This window comes from Burkholderia torrens (assembly GCF_984668525.1).
The window spans coordinates 601126-616207 of record NZ_OZ480212.1; the positions used below are offsets into that span (position 1 = coordinate 601126).

Genomic DNA, 15082 nt, shown 5'->3' on the forward strand with positions numbered 1-15082 from the left:
CGGATGCGCGGCGCCCGGACAGAATGAGGGGAGACTTCATGAAGAAGCTGATTGTCGCGGGTGTCGTCGCAGGCGTGTCGACGCTCGCATCGGCCCAGCAGGCGGGCGACAACGTCGCGACGCTGGGCTGGCTGCACATCATGCCGCAGGATTCGACCAACGGGCTGACGACGAATCTCGCGGGCATGCCGATCAACGGGCCGCTGCGCCTGCCCGGGTCGTTCACGTCGCCGGGCACGAGCCTGACGGTCAACAACGCCGATACCGTCGGCCTCACGCTCACGCACTTCTTCACCGACCACATCGCGGTCACGTCGGTGCTCGGTGTGCCGCCGGAGTTCACGCTGACCGGGCACGGCACGATCAAGCCGCCGGGCCCGGCCGGGGCGCTCGGCAGCGTCAACATGGACGACCCGGCGAACCAGCCGGCGGTGAAGAACGCACGGCAGTGGAGCCCGACGGTCATCCTGCAGTACTACTTCAATTCGCCGACGGCGCGGTTCCGCCCGTTCGTCGGGATCGGCGTGGCCTACAGCTGGTTCAGCAACATCGAGCTGAACGGCAACTTTGCGAAAGACATCAACCAGAACCTCGGCAGCGTGCTCGCGGCCGGCGCCGGCAAGCCGGGGCCGACTTCGGTGGAGGGCAAGGCGTCGTCGTCGTTCACGCCGGTCTACAACGTCGGCGCGAGCTATGCGATCGACAAGCACTGGGGGCTGACGGCGACGCTGACGTACATGCCGCTGAAGACCTACTCGTCGCTCGTGATCAAGGCGGCCGACGGCTCGACGCTCGCGACCACGCGCACGAAGCTGAAGGCCGACCCGCTGATCACGTTCGTCGGGATTTCCTACAAGTTCTGAGTCGTCCGGTGCGCATGATGCGCACCGGCGGTTTCCTGCGACCGGCTGGCCGGACCATTTCGGCCGGGAGGTCGCGTTCCTGGCGGCATGCCGCCATTTGTGAAGAGAGGGGGCAGTTCAAATGAGCATTCGCAAAATCGTATCGCTTGTTGCTGCAGTGGTTTTCACCGCGGTTTCGGCCGCGCCTGCTTTCGCTGTCACCGTTTCACGTGCCGACGGCCAGCCGATGAACCCGAACGGCGAGCCGTTCTCCGTATCGGGGCTGACCAACCTCAGCAAGGGAGCGATCAGTGCAACCTGTAACGCGACGTTCAACGGCACGATCACGTCGACCGGCATCGTCAACATCACCTCGACGCAGTTTGCCGGCGGTACCACGTGCGGTCTGATCAGCGGCACGGCAAGCAGCACGTCGCCGTGGACGGGCCAGGCCGACAGCACGACGCAGTTGTCGATCAACAACGTGCAGGTGAACGTCACGCTGCTCGGCGCATGCGGCCCGAGCAAGGTGGTGACGGCATGGAACGATGCGAACTCGTCGCTGACGTTCAATAACTCGGTCCTGACGCCGAACTGCACGGTGTCAGGCACGGTCACGACGTCGCCGAAGTTCCACGTGCAGTAAGCGTCGTGGATCGAAGCGGGTGCCCGTCGCGCGCGAGGGCAGTGTGGTATGCGCGGCGGGCATTCGCGGTTTCGATGGGTTCGTGCCGTCGCGTGTATCGGCGCGGCGGCCGGATTCGCTCCGCAGAGCGGTCGCGTTTCTCGGGTAAGGCCGCCATATATCAAGAGAGAGGGCCGTACAGATGAAAATTCGTCGAATTGCATCGCTTGCTGCTGCAGTGGTATTTACCGCGGTTTCGGCTGCGCCGGCATTTGCGGTAACCGTTTCGCGCGTGGACGGCCAGCCGATGAATCCGAACGGTGAGCCGTTTTCGGCGACGGGGCTGACAGCGCTTACCATCAAGCAGATCATCGCGAACTGTACCGCGACGTTCAATGGAACGATTACGCCGGCGGGTATCGTCAATATCGCGTCGGTGCAGTTCAGCGGGGGCAGCGTGTGTCAGCTGGTCAGCGGCAGCGCGAGCGGCTCTTCGCCGTGGACAGGGCAGGTGGACAGCGCGACACAGCTTTCGGTCAACAACGCTCAGGTGGACTTCAAGGTGCTTGGAGCGTGCGGGCCGAGCAAGATCGTGGCGAAATGGAACGATTCGAATTCCTCAATGACTTTCAGCAGCGCTGAATTGACACCGGATTGCAAGTTTTCCGGCACGCTCATGGCGACGCCGAAGCTCCACGTGCAGTAAGAGCCTCGCGAATCGAAACAGGTGCCCGTTGCGTACGAGGGCCGTGCGATATGCATGGCGGACGCTTCATTTTTAGTTGCATTCGTGTCGTCGCGCGTATCGGCGCGACGGCCGGCTGGCCGCCCGCGTCGCGATCCGATCCGGGTGGACATGCAGGGATGGCGCGGCGTGCCGCGCCACTCGATTCGATTGATACAAAACTATTCCAATTGACCAGAACTATCCCGGAAGACCCATGCTTACCGATCCAGCAAAGTATGGAGATGCCCGCGGCGCGACGCCTGACCGGCTGCGCACGGCCGCGTGGCTGCAGTACCTGATCGAACGACTCGACGCCGCCGCTTGCGCGGCGCAGGCAGGTGACGCCGGCGGCACGACCGTCATCGCGTCGCACGCGATACGCATGCGGGACGGCGCGACCCTGTCCCGAGAAGCGACAGCGATGCTTTCCCGGCTCGCGCCGTGGATCGCATCGGACGGCGGCATCTGCGCATGCGACCTGAGTAACCCGCTCGGTGCGTGCTCGCATGCGCCCTCGATGCAGCAACTCGCCGAAGCCGAACGCAGCTGTCCCGGTTCGCGTGCCGTGTTCGACACCGCGTACGGCGTGATCGATGCATGCGCATTCGACGACCCCGATGTCGGCTGGGCCGCGCTCGAGAGGATTGCCGGCGGTATCAAATGCAACGGGGGCGATGACGGCGAAGGTACCGAACATGAGACGGGCGCGCAGGGCGAGGCGCCGCCTGCGAAGAACCTGAGAGACAGGCTGGCCGTCGTCGCGGCGGCGAGTGGAGAAACGTCGGGCATGCCGGGTGCCGTCATCGACGCGCTCGTGCTGCGCGTGTGCGGGCCGCGCGACGATGCATCGCGCATCGACGAGATGGCGGCGCTCGTGACGTTCTCGGCCGTGCTCGCCGCCGGCGACGGGACCTCTGTTGCCGCGTATGGCGATCAGCACAACCTCATTGCGCGGGCGATTCGCACGAATCGTGCCGATCTCTCGACGGTGGACGGGCTGCTCGCGGCGTTATCCGTGTGCCGGCTCGATCAGCTCGTCGGCGCGGGCAGCTTCTGGGCCTACTACCTGCTGGCGGGCATCGTGATCGCGGCACCCGACGCCGTGCGGGAAGTCGGGCGCCGCTTTCATGGCGACGAGTGGCAGGGCTGGCTCGATCACGTGCTCGCGTGGCCGGCGGTCAGCCGCTTCGGGCAGCAGGAGGACGTCGCGTTCGAACGGCTGCGCGGCGCAATGAGCCTGACGTCGCGATGGAATCCGATCGTTCGCGGGAAGCGGACGCGAAAGCGGGGTGTTGCAACGCCCTGATTCGGGGAACACGTGTGGCACGGCCGGCTGGTGCGTCGCACTGGCCGCGCGCCACGCCGTCCACGCCATCCATCCTTCCTGATCGCCTGATCGACGACCGATCCGGGCACCGCCGACCGAACGCAGTATGATTCCGCAGACGATGCCGGCGGTCGCTTCGATATAGCCGCCCGCCCGCACCGTCGAAGATCTGCCAAGCTTGTTGTAAGCCGGACGCAAACAGCCGCCGCGTGAGAGCGCCGCCGCGAACCCGCATCCGGACCACCTTCATTGAAACGGTCAGTCAGATGTCAAAGCAAAACAAGAAAATCCTGCTCCTGAGCGTCAGCGCCGGCGCCGGGCATACCCGCGCGGCCGAAGCGATTCGCGCATTCGCCGATCACCATCCGGCCGGCGTCGAAGCCACGCACCTGGACGTGATGGACTTCGTGTCCACCGGCTTCCGCAAGCTGTACACCGATCTCTACATCAAGCTCGTCAGCAGCCAGCCGGCACTGTGGGGCTATCTGTACCAGAAGACCGACGAAGCCGATCCGGCCGCGGCATCGCAGAAGATCCGCCGCGCGATCGAGCGGCTCAACTGCCGCCAGCTGCTCGCGGAGATCGAGCGGCAGCGCCCGGACGCGATCATCTGCACGCACTTCCTGCCGGCCGAGCTGTTGTCGCGCGAGATCCGCAAGGCGCGCATCGACACGCCGGTGTGGGTGCAGGTCACCGATTTCGACCTGCACAGCATGTGGGTCGTACCGCACATGCGAGGCTACTTCGCGGCCAACGACGAGATCGCGTGGCGCATGCATGCACGCGGCATGGCGCCGGAAACGGTGCACGTGAGCGGCATCCCGATCATGCCGGCGTTCGGCCAGCCGCTCGATCGTGCGGCCTGCGCGGCGGAGTTCGGCCTTGATCCCGCGCGCCGGACGTTCCTGATGATGTCCGGCGGCGCGGGCCTCGGCGGGCTCGACGTGCTGGCCGCGCGGCTGCTCGAGATGGATGCCGATTTCCAGCTGATCGCGCTGGCCGGCAAGAACCAGGCGATGCTCGCGTCGCTGCAGGCGCTCGCCGCGCGGCATCCGGGCCGGCTGTTTCCGCAGGGTTTCACGCAGCAAGTCGAACGCCTGATGGCGTGCGCCGATCTCGTGATCACGAAGCCGGGCGGCCTGACGACGTCCGAATGCCTCGCGATGCAGTTGCCGATGATCGTCAATTCGCCGATCCCGGGCCAGGAAGAGCGCAACGCGGATTTCCTGCTCGAGCAGGGTGTCGCGCTGAAGGCCATCGACGACGATGCGCTCGTCTACCGGATCCGCGCGCTGCTGCAGGCGCCGGAGCGCCTCGACGACATGCGCCGCCGTCTCGCGCCGCTCGGGCGGCCGCTGGCCGGCCGTTTCGTGCTCGACCGCGTGCTGGGCCTGGAGCCTGCCGCATGAGCGTCGGGCGTTTCATCCCGACGCGCCATACGCTGTTCGTCGTCGCGTGGGTCATGCTGCTTGCGTACTTCTTCGCGAACGTCGAGATCCAGATCGAGGGCAGCGCGGGCTGGGCCGCGAACCTGCCGACCTGGCGCATCGAGCATCACTGGCTGCTCGACATCTTCTGGGGCGGGCGGCCGATGACCGGCTACCACGCATGGGTGTTCCCGTTCGTCGCGCTGTTCTTCCACCTGCCGCCGATCTTCAACGGGCGGTGGTCGTGGCGCATCGAAGCGCGGATCATCGCGTGCATCATGGTGTTCTGGCTGACCGAGGATTTCCTGTGGTTCGTGCTGAATCCTGCGTATGGTCTTGCCCGCTTCAATCCGGCCAACGTGCCGTGGCATATCCACTGGCTGGGTGTGGCGCCGACCGACTACTGGACCATGAGCACCGCCGCGATCGTGCTGTTCATCCTGTCCCGCGAGCGCAAGCGCGCATTCTATTGAACCGACATGAAAATCGCCTTCATTGCCTCGCTCGCCGTCACGCTTGCCGCGTTCGTGCAGCCGGCCCACGCGGACGCGACCTCCGAAGTGCCGGCCTCCGGGGTGTCGGCCCGGCCGATCAAGTGGGCGCAGAGCGTGACCGATGCGCACGTGAACAACCTGCATCGCATCACGCCGACGCTGTACCGCAGCGCGCAGCTGTCGCGCGCGGACGTGCCCGAACTGCAGAAGCTCGGTATCCGCAAGGTCATCAGCTTCCGTTCGTTTCATGCGGACGACACCATCCTGGCCGGCACGCAGATCAGGATGCAGCGCATCCGGATCAACACATGGGACATCCGCGACCAAGACATGGTCACCGCGCTGAAGGCGCTGCGCACCGCCGACCAGGACGGCCCGGTGCTGATCCACTGCCAGCACGGCGCCGATCGCACGGGCCTCGTGTCGGCGCTGTACCGGATGGTGTACCAGGGCTGGACGCGCGAGCAGGCGCTCGACGAACTGCAGCACGGCGGCTACGGGTTCCATCCGATCTGGCGGAACATCACGAACTACCTGGAAAACGTCGACGTCGAGCGTTTGAAGCGGGAAGTGAACAGCGGCTGACGCATGAAAGCGAAACGCCGCCGACCCTCACGGTCGGCGGCGTTTCGTCAGGACACCATCGAAGTTCGGGCAGTGCGCCCGCCGTCGTCAGACCGTCTCGGGCTGCCGCACGGCCTTCGCGACATTGCGCGCCAGCGCGCCGTTCGCGACGAAGTACGGCACGTCGACGCGTGCGAGCGGCTGGCGGCCGCGGATCTTGTCGGCGATCTTCTCGGCGATCATGATCGTCGGCGCGTTCAGGTTGCCGGTCGTGATGATCGGCATAATCGACGCATCGACCACCCGCAGCCCCTCGAGCCCGTGCACGCGGCCTTCTTCATCGACCACCGCCATGTCGTCGTAACCCATCTTGCACGAGCACGACGGATGGAACGCGGTTTCCGCGCGGGCGCGCACGAACGCATCGAGTTCCTTGTCGCTCTTGCAGTCGGCACCCGGGTTCAGCTCGCGGCCGCGATAGCGGTCGAGCGCGGGCTGGCGCATGATCTCGCGCGTCGCGCGGATCGCATCGCGGAACTCGCGCCAGTCGAGCGCTTCGGCCATGTAGTTGAACAGGATGCTCGGATGGTCGTTCGGGTCGCGCGAGCGCAGCTTCACGCGGCCGCGGCTCGGCGAGCGCATCGAACCGACGTGCGCCTGGAAGCCGTGCATCTCGATCGCGTTCGAGCCGTTGTAGTTGATCGCCACCGGCAGGAAGTGATACTGGATGTTCGGCCACGGATCGTCGTCACGCGTGCGGATGAAGCCGCCCGCTTCGAAGTGGTTGCTCGCGCCGAGGCCCGTGCCGTTCAGCATCCATTCGAGGCCGATCTTCGGCTGGTTCCACCACTTGAGCGCCGGGTACAGCGAGACGGGCTCCTTGCACTCGTACTGGATGTACATCTCCAGATGGTCCTGCAGGTTCTGGCCGACGCCGGGCAGGTCGAGCACGACGGGAATGTCGAGTGCCTTGAGCCATGCGCCGGGGCCGACGCCCGAGCGTTGCAGCAGCTGCGGCGACGCGATCGCGCCGCTGCACACGAGCACTTCGCGGCGCGCATGCGCGGTCGCGCGCTCGCTGCCGCGCAGGTACGTGACGCCCGACGCGCGCTTGCCGTCGAACAGGACGCGGTCCGCGAGCGCGTGCGTGACGATCTCGAGGTTCGGCCGCGCCCTTGCCTGGTCGAGGTAGCCGCGCGCGGTGCTCGCGCGGCGGCCCTTCGGCGTGACGGTGCGGTCCATCGGGCCGAAGCCTTCCTGCTGGTAACCGTTCAGGTCGTCGGTGCGCGGATAGCCGGCCTGCACGCCCGCGTCGACCATTGCCTCGAACAGCGGGTTCACGCCCGGCTTGCTGGTTGTGACCGACACGGGGCCGTTGCCGCCGTGATAGTCGTTCGGGCCGACGTCGCGCGTCTCGGCTTTCTTGAAGTACGGCAGGCAGTCGAGATACGTCCAGTTCTCGAGGCCCTTGTGCGTCGACCAGTTGTCGTAGTCGAGCGCGTTGCCGCGGATGTAGCACATCCCGTTGATCAGCGACGAGCCGCCGAGCCCCTTGCCGCGGCCGCATTCCATCCGGCGGTTGTCCATGTGCGGCTCGGGGTCGGTCTCGTACGCCCAGTTGTAGCGGCGGCCCTGCAGCGGGTAGGCCAGCGCCGCCGGCATCTGCGTGCGGAAGTCGAAGCGGTAGTCGGGACCACCGGCTTCGAGCAGCAGCACCGTGACGTCCGGATCTTCCGTCAGGCGCGTTGCGAGCACGTTGCCCGCGGAGCCTGCGCCGCAGATGATGTAGTCGTATTCGCGTGTCGTCATGACGGTGAATCTCCTTTCGTGATCCTCAAAATACCGGGTTGTAGCGGCCGAGCTCGACCTGCACCGACTTGATTCGAGTGTAGTGCTCGAGCGTCGTGATGCCGTTCTCGCGTCCGACACCGGATTGCTTGTATCCGCCAACCGGCATCTCGGCCGGCGATTCGCCCCACGTGTTGATCCAGCAGATGCCGGCCTCGAGGCGGTGGATCGTGCGATGCGCGCGCGACAGGTTCTCGGTCACGACGCCGGCCGCAAGGCCGTAGTGCGTGTCGTTCGCGCGGGCGATCACTTCGTCTTCCGATTCGAAATCGAGGATGCTCATCACCGGCCCGAAGATTTCCTCGCGGACGATCTTCATGTCGTCGCGGCAATCGCCGAACACGGTCGGCGCGACGTACTGGCCGCTGCCGAAGTGGCCGTCGGTCAGGCGCGTGCCGCCCGCGAGCAGCTTCGCGCCTTCGGCCTTGCCGCTTTCGATGAAGCCGAGCACCTTGTCGAGCTGCGCGGCCGACACGAGCGGGCCGAAGTTGGTGTCGGCATCGGTCGGCTTGCCGACGCGGATGCGCTTCACGCGTTCGAGCACCTTTTGCGTGAACGCGTCCTTGACCGAGCGGTGCACGAACACGCGCGTGCCGTTCGTGCAGACCTGGCCCGAGCTGAAGAAGTTGGCGGTTACCGCGATGTCGGCCGCGCGGTCGAGATCCGCATCGTCGAACACGATCAGCGGCGACTTGCCGCCGAGTTCCATCGTCACTTCCTTCAGCGACGACGCGCCGGCCAGCGACATCACCTTCTTGCCGGTCTCGACGCCGCCCGTGAACGACACCTTCGCGATGTCCGGGTGGCCCGTCAGCAGCGCGCCGACCGAGCCGTCGCCCTGCACGACATTGAACACGCCGGCCGGCACGCCGGCTTCCGTATAGATTTCCGCGAGCTTCAGCGCGGTCAGCGGCGTGACTTCGCTCGGCTTGAACACCATCGCGTTGCCGGCCGCGAGCGCGGGCGCCGTCTTCCAGCAGGCGATCTGGATCGGGTAGTTCCACGCGCCGATGCCCGCGCACACGCCGAGCGGTTCGCGGCGCGTATAGACGAACGACTCGGCGCGCAGCGGCACCTGCAGCCCTTCGATCGCGGTCGCGAGGCCCGCGTAGTACTCGATCACGTCCGCGCCGGTCACGATGTCGACCGCGAGCGTCTCGCCGATCGGCTTGCCGGTGTCGCGCGTTTCGAGTGCGGCGAGCTCGTCGTTGCGCTCGCGCAGCAGGTCGACCGCGCGGCGCAGGATGCGTGAGCGTTGCATCGCGGTCATCGCGGCCCATTCGCGCTGGCCCTCCTGTGCGGACGCGACCGCGCGGTCGACGTCGGCCGCGCTCGCCTGCTGCACCTGCGCGAGCAGTTCGCCGGTGGCGGGATCGAAGGTGTCGAAAGTCTTGCCGCTCGTGGCGTCGACGTAACCGCCGCCGATGTAGAGGCGCTGCAAACCGAATACGGACATGAGGATCTCCTTGAGGGCGACTGCGTGACGCGTCAGGCGGACGCGAGCAGCAGGTCGATGTAATCGTGGGCGAGTTTCAATGCAGCCCGGGTGTCGATCGGGCCGCCGGCGAGTGCGCCGCGCAGCCACAGGCCGTCGATCAGCGCGGCGAGGCCGCTGGCGGCTTCGCGTGCTTTCGTGCGCGGCAACGCCTTCGCGAATTCGGCGCACAGGTTCGAGTGGAGGCGCCGCGTGTTGACGTGCTGCAGGCGCTTGAGCATCGGGTCGTGCATGCTCTGCGACCAGAACGCGAGCCACGTCTTCATCACGGGCGCGCTGACCTGCGTGTCGTCGAAGTTCGCGGCGACGACCGCGCGCAGCCGCGAACGCGGATCCTTGCGCGCGGCCGTGCGGCGGCGCGTGGTGGCCGACCACAGGTCGCGCAGCACGTGCCGCATCGTGGCTTCGAGCAGGCCGTCCTTGTCGCCGAAGTAGTGGCTGACGATGCCCGTCGAGATGTTCGCGCGCTGCGCGACCGATGCGAGCGTCGTGCCGGGCAGGCCCGCTTCGTCGATCGAGCGCAGCGTGGCATCGATCAACTGTGCGCGGCGAATCTCCCGCATTCCGACTTTCGGCATCGCGACTCCCTTCGCCCGGACGGGCCGTCCATGGAAGTCGAGAGCTTAGCGGTTTTTTATTGATCGTTCAATCAATAAAAAAGTGGGGTCGAACAGGATGCCGCGTTCTAAACGGGGGAGGATTCCTCCCGTCCGGAGCCATGTGCAGGTGCGGAAAAACAATTGAAAGAAGGTTAATTAAGTTTGAATCTGTTTAAAACGGTTCGTGAAGATGTGACGTAATGCGGAGGACCATTTCCGGGCTTGATTTCATTACAAATAGAAAGAGTGTCGAGTTCTGCAAAATTATTCACGATATGAAATCGCAAAATCGGATTGTGAAGGTGTTCAATTTTCTAAAAACCGTTTAAATCAGGCGATTTAAACTAGATAAGTTATTGAATATAAATAATAATTCATGTTTCATGAACACTGGAGCGAATTGCTCGCAAACGATTGCGATCCTTCTTTTTGAGATTCCTCCTACCATAGAAATCGATAAATAAATTTGAATTCGGCGTATTTCCGGACCGTGTAGAAGGATTTTTGGAATGACTTGAGTAAGTAATATCGACCGTATTAGTATGGCGCCGCACCATGAGGAATGAATGGGCACCGCCGGCATTTGCCGCGGTGCGTCGGCAATGGGCGCGATGACGGACCGCGCACGCGGCCGTCACCTGCCATTGCGCACCTGCAGCATGCCGCGACGTCGAGACGCCGCATTCACCGGAGAACGACGATGCCGACCGAAAAACACGTGGTCCCGCTACCGAATGGTCTGAAGGTCTACGTCGAACGGAACGTGTTCGACCCGGCGTTCGACACCGCGATGCTCGTCAACGGCGCGCTCGCGACGACGGCGTCGTTCGGGCAGACCGTCCAGTACCTCGGCGAGCGGATGAACACGATCTGCTTCGACCTGCCGTATGCGGGCCAGTCGCGCCAGCACAACCCGGGCTGCTACATCCTGACCAAGGACGACGAAGCCGCGATCCTGCAATACCTGGTCGAGCATTTCGCGCCGGCGTTTCTCGTGTCGGTGTCGTGGGGCGGCGTCGCATCGCTGTTCGCGCTCGCGCGCGGCTGCCCGAGCGTGCGGCGCGCGGCGATCTGCTCGTTCTCGCCGTTCCTGAACGACGCGATGGTCGACTACGTGACGCGTGCGCGCGACCACATCGCGGCCGGCGAGAACCTGAAGGCCGCGCAGCTGCTGAACGACACCGTCGGCCGCTACCTGCCGCGCATCATGAAGCTGTACAACTACCGGTATCTCACGCGCCTGCCGCGCGACGAGCAGGACCAGGTCGCGTTCCATGTCGACCAGATCCTGTCGCTGCAGCCGGAGCGCTACTTCAGCGAGTTCTCGAACATCGGCTGCGAGCTGCTGTTCCTGAACGGCGAGCGCGACGAATACACGACGCCGGCCGACGTGCGCCAGCTCGGCGCGCACGTGCCGCGCGCGCGGTTCGCGACGGTGCCGGATGCCGGCCATTTCCTCGACATCGAAGGCCGCGCGCAGCGCGAATCCACGCGCACCGCGCTGCTCGACTTCTTCTGCGGCGAGGCGCCCGTCGCGGCCGGCATGGCGCGGGCGGCCGCGCATGCTTGCGTGCCGATGCACGCGCTGTCGTCGTGACGCCCACCGTCGTGCAGCGGGTCGATCCCGCGCATCCCGATTCCCATCCCAACGAGGCAGGCCAGCCGTGAATATCGTTCAGACCATCGCCATCGTCGTTCCGTGGGCCGCATGGCTCGCCTACTGGATCGCCACGTCGCAGGGCGTGAAGACGACCGTGCGCAAGGAAGCATCGCGCTCGCGCACGCTGCAGTCGATTCCGCTGATCGTCGGCGGCGCGCTGATCATCCTGCCCGATCCGTCGTGGCAGGCGCTCGTGCCCGACTGGCAGCGCTTCGGGCTGCAGGCGCAGTGCGGGCTCGCGGTGCTGGTGGCCGGACTGTTGTTCTCGGTCTGGGCGCGGCTGCATCTCGGCACGAACTGGAGCGTGTCGGTCACGCTGAAGGAAGACCACGAACTTGTCCGCACGGGGCCGTATGCGCTGGTGCGTCACCCGATCTACACGGGTTGCCTGATCGCGCTCGTCGGTGCTGCGCTGATCGGCGGCGAATGGCGCGGCGCGATCGGCGTGCTGCTCGTGTTCGCGTCGCTCGCGTACAAGGTGCGCGTCGAGGAAAGCTGGCTGACCGGGTATTTTGGGCCGGCGTACGCGCAGTATCGCCGCGAAGTGGCGGCGCTGATTCCCGGCTTCTACTGATTCCCGCGAGGCGCGCGATGGCGAAGATGATCGTGACCGCGATCGGCTCGGCGGGCGACGTGCATCCGTTGCTGGGCGTCGCGCGCACGCTCGCGGCGCGCGGTCACGACGTCGTGTTCTGCACGCACGCGCCGTTCGAGGCGGCCGTGCGCCGCTGCGGGTTCGCGTTCGTGCCGGTCGGTACCGCGGCCGAATACGACGCCGCGATGGAGAATCCGGCGCTGTGGGATCCGCGCACGTCGTTCCGCACGCTGTGGCAGGTGATCGCGCCGACGCTGCGCGCCCATTACGACGCGCTGCACGCGCTGACTGATGCCGACACGGTGCTCGTCGGCACGCTGTGGGCGTTCTCGGCGCGCTTCATGCAGGAGCGGCACGGCACGCCGTACGTGTCGGTGCAGGTGTCGCCGTCGACGCTGCTGTCCGCGCATGCGCCGCCCACGCACCCGCGCCTGACGATTCCCGCGCGCTGGCCGCTGCCGGTGAAGTCGGCGCTGATGACGCTGATCGAGCGGCAGGTGCTCGACCGCGTGTGCGGCCCGGCGCTCAACGCGGTGCGCCGTGATCTCGGGCTTGCGCCCGCGCGGCGCGTGCTCGGCCGCTGGCTGCATTCGACCGACGGCGTGCTGTGCCTGTTTCCCGGCTGGTTCGCGCCGCCGCAGCCCGACTGGCCGTCGAACCATCTGCAAAGCGGCTTTCCGCTGTTCAACGATATTGCGACACCTGACGATGATGTGGCACTCGATGCGTTTCTCGCGGCCGGTGAGCCCCCGGTCGTGTTCACGGCCGGTTCGACACGCGTCGATCACGCGGCATACGCGCGCGCGGTGGCGCACGCGCTGCGCGCGACCGGCGCGCGCGGGATCCTGCTGACGCCGCATGATGCGACGCCGGACGATGGCCGGCTGCTCGTGCGCCGCTTCGTGCCGATGCGCACCTTGCTGCCGCGTTGCCGCGCGCTCGTGCATCACGGCGGGATCGGCACCGCGGCGCTCGCGTGCGAAGCCGGGATCGTGCAGGTCGTCACGCCGTTCGCGCACGACCAGTTCGACAACGCGCAACGCGTCGTCGCGAACGGCTGCGGCGTGCGCGTCGACGGCCCGGTCGACGGCGCACGGCTCGGCGCGGCGCTCGCACACGTGCTCGACGAACCGGCGTTCGCGGTGCATGCGGAGCGCACGCGCGCGCTGCTCGCGGCCGCGCCGGACGGCTGCGAGGCGGCCGCCGATTTCATCGAACGGTTCGTGCCGGTGCGCGGGCGCGTGGCCGCACGGGCCGATTTCGCGGCGGCCGGCGCATGAGCACCGCATCGCCGCTTCACGACGGGCCCGTCGCGCCGTCCGCATTCGACGTGCCGGCGCCCGCGCCTGCCGCGCAGCCGGTGCGCGGTATCCGGCTCGCGCTGCTGACGTTCGCGCTGTCGCTCGCGACCTTCATCGAGGTGCTCGACTCGACCGTGACGAACGTCGCGGTGCCGGCGATCTCCGGCAGCCTCGGCGTATCGAACAGCCAGGGCACGTGGGTGATCAGCTCGTACTCGGTCGCGGCCGCGATCGCGGTGCCGCTGACGGGCTGGCTCGCGCGCCGCGTCGGCGAGCTGCGGCTGTTCGTCGGCGCGGTGCTGCTGTTCACGCTGACGTCGCTGCTCTGCGGGCTCGCGCGCGACCTGCACGTGCTGGTGATCTGCCGCGCGCTGCAGGGGCTGTGCTCGGGGCCGATGGTGCCGCTGTCGCAGACGATCCTGCTGCGTACCTTTCCGCCGGACAAGCGCACGATCGCGCTCGCGCTGTGGGCGATGACGGTGCTGCTCGCGCCGATCTTCGGGCCGGTGGTCGGCGGCTGGATCGTCGACAACTTCTCGTGGCCGTGGATTTTCCTGATCAACTTGCCGATCGGGCTGTTCTCGTTCGCGGTATGCACCGCGATGCTGCGCCCCGACGCGCAGCGCGGCGCAGCCGGCCCGGTAGACGTGCCGGGCATCGTGCTGCTCGTGATCGGCGTCGGCTCGCTGCAGGCGATGCTCGACCTCGGCCACGATCGCGGCTGGTTCGGCTCGCCGCTGATCGTCACGCTCGCGGTGGTCGCGACGCTCGCGATCGTGTCGCTGCTGATCTGGGAGGCCGGCGAGGCGCATCCCGTCATCGATCTCAGCCTGTTTCGCGACCGCACGTTCTCGTTCTGCGTGCTGATCATCTCGCTCGGGATGATGAGCTTCTCGGTGGTCGGCGTCGTGTTCCCGCTGTGGATGCAGGCGGTGATGGGCTACAACGCGTTTCATGCGGGGCTCGCGACTGCGTCGCTCGGCGTGCTCGCGCTCGTGTTCTCGATTCTCGTCGGGATTCACGCGCACCGTTTCGACGCGCGCGTGCTCGCGACGTTCGGCTTCCTCGTGTTCGCGGCCGTGCTCGCGTGGGATGCGAATTTCACACTGAAGATGACGTTCGCGCAGATCGCCGCGCCGGGTCTGATCCAGGGGATCGGGCTGCCGTGCTTCTTCATTCCGCTGACCGCCGCGACGCTGTCGCGCATTCCCGACGACCGGCTCGCCGCCGCATCGAGCCTGTCGAACTTCCTGCGCACGCTGTCCGCCGCGTTCGGCACCGCGATGAGCGTGACGCTGTGGGAAAACCGCGCGACCTATCACTACAACGTCGTGTCGCAATCGGTCACGCACGCATCGGCGAACACGCAGCGTTTCGTGCATTCGCTGAACGCGATGGGCGTGGACGGCGTGCGCGAGCTGTCCACGCTGCATCAGGTCGTGATGCAGCAGGCGTACATGATGGCGACCAACGATATGTTCTGGATGGCGAGCATGACGTGTCTCGCACTCGCGGCGATGATGTGGCTGACGCGGCCGAAGCGCGGTGCGGCCGCGTCGTTCGGACATTGAGGAGAAG

14 protein-coding genes are annotated in these 15082 nt (G+C 66.3%); 11 read left to right on the forward strand and 3 right to left on the reverse strand.

The features are described from left to right. Window positions 1-38: 38 nt before the first annotated feature. The 7 genes from AC5LXX_RS18995 to AC5LXX_RS19025 all read left to right on the forward strand — a co-directional run bounded on the left by AC5LXX_RS18995 (window position 39) and on the right by AC5LXX_RS19025 (window position 6027). On the forward strand, window positions 39-863 hold the full coding sequence (locus AC5LXX_RS18995) for an OmpW/AlkL family protein (protein ID WP_493412668.1): 825 nt from the start codon (window positions 39-41) through the stop codon (window positions 861-863). A gap of 121 nt (window positions 864-984) precedes the next feature. Continuing rightward, a complete protein-coding gene (locus tag AC5LXX_RS19000; RefSeq protein WP_493412669.1) occupies window positions 985-1488 on the forward strand; it encodes a PraA/PraB family alkane oxidation protein activator in 504 nt (167 codons plus the stop codon). 181 nt (window positions 1489-1669) lie between these two features. Continuing rightward, window positions 1670-2173 carry a PraA/PraB family alkane oxidation protein activator gene (locus tag AC5LXX_RS19005; protein ID WP_493412670.1) on the forward strand — a complete coding sequence of 168 codons (504 nt, stop codon included), beginning with the start codon at window positions 1670-1672 and terminating at the stop codon, window positions 2171-2173. Window positions 2174-2408: 235 nt separating this feature from the next. Further along, complete coding sequence (locus AC5LXX_RS19010) at window positions 2409-3500, forward strand: hypothetical protein (protein ID WP_493412671.1); 1092 nt, start codon at window positions 2409-2411, stop codon at window positions 3498-3500. 287 nt (window positions 3501-3787) lie between these two features. Next, the gene (locus AC5LXX_RS19015; RefSeq protein ID WP_322084649.1) at window positions 3788-4930 is read left to right on the forward strand and encodes an MGDG synthase family glycosyltransferase; all 1143 of its coding nucleotides are present in this window, start codon (window positions 3788-3790) and stop codon (window positions 4928-4930) included. After that, the gene (locus AC5LXX_RS19020; protein ID WP_493412672.1) at window positions 4927-5421 is read left to right on the forward strand and encodes a hypothetical protein; all 495 of its coding nucleotides are present in this window, start codon (window positions 4927-4929) and stop codon (window positions 5419-5421) included. The genes AC5LXX_RS19015 and AC5LXX_RS19020 overlap by 4 nt, the downstream gene beginning before the upstream one ends. Before the next feature lie 6 nt (window positions 5422-5427). After that, window positions 5428-6027 (forward strand): dual specificity protein phosphatase family protein, encoded by a 600-nt coding sequence (locus AC5LXX_RS19025; RefSeq protein ID WP_493412673.1) that lies wholly within the window; start codon window positions 5428-5430, stop codon window positions 6025-6027. Between the two features lie 87 nt (window positions 6028-6114). Here AC5LXX_RS19025 and betA read toward each other — a convergent pair whose 3' ends face one another. The 3 genes from betA to betI are packed head-to-tail and all read right to left on the reverse strand — an operon-like array spanning window position 6115 to window position 9927. Then, entirely contained in the window at window positions 6115-7815 is a 1701-nt protein-coding gene (betA, locus tag AC5LXX_RS19030; protein ID WP_493412674.1) for a choline dehydrogenase, read from the reverse strand. A 25-nt stretch (window positions 7816-7840) separates the two neighbouring features. After that, window positions 7841-9310: a betaine-aldehyde dehydrogenase gene (gene betB / locus AC5LXX_RS19035; RefSeq protein WP_176048389.1), complete on the reverse strand. Its 1470-nt coding sequence runs from the start codon at window positions 9308-9310 to the stop codon at window positions 7841-7843. A 32-nt stretch (window positions 9311-9342) separates the two neighbouring features. Further along, window positions 9343-9927, reverse strand: coding sequence for a transcriptional regulator BetI (betI, locus tag AC5LXX_RS19040; RefSeq protein WP_322084645.1), 585 nt, complete (start codon window positions 9925-9927; stop codon window positions 9343-9345). A 721-nt stretch (window positions 9928-10648) separates the two neighbouring features. Here betI and AC5LXX_RS19045 point away from each other — a divergent pair. The 4 genes from AC5LXX_RS19045 (at window position 10649) to AC5LXX_RS19060 (ending at window position 15075) form a co-directional block, all read left to right on the forward strand. Beyond that, window positions 10649-11545, forward strand: a complete 897-nt coding sequence (locus AC5LXX_RS19045) for an alpha/beta fold hydrolase (RefSeq protein WP_493412675.1) — start codon at window positions 10649-10651, stop codon at window positions 11543-11545. Window positions 11546-11612: 67 nt separating this feature from the next. After that, a complete protein-coding gene (locus AC5LXX_RS19050) occupies window positions 11613-12182 on the forward strand; it encodes a methyltransferase family protein (protein ID WP_011547084.1) in 570 nt (189 codons plus the stop codon). Window positions 12183-12199: 17 nt separating this feature from the next. Then, entirely contained in the window at window positions 12200-13483 is a 1284-nt protein-coding gene (locus AC5LXX_RS19055; protein ID WP_493412676.1) for a glycosyltransferase, read from the forward strand. After that, the gene (locus AC5LXX_RS19060; protein WP_493412677.1) at window positions 13480-15075 is read left to right on the forward strand and encodes a DHA2 family efflux MFS transporter permease subunit; all 1596 of its coding nucleotides are present in this window, start codon (window positions 13480-13482) and stop codon (window positions 15073-15075) included. The genes AC5LXX_RS19055 and AC5LXX_RS19060 overlap by 4 nt, the downstream gene beginning before the upstream one ends. Window positions 15076-15082 lie beyond the last annotated feature (7 nt).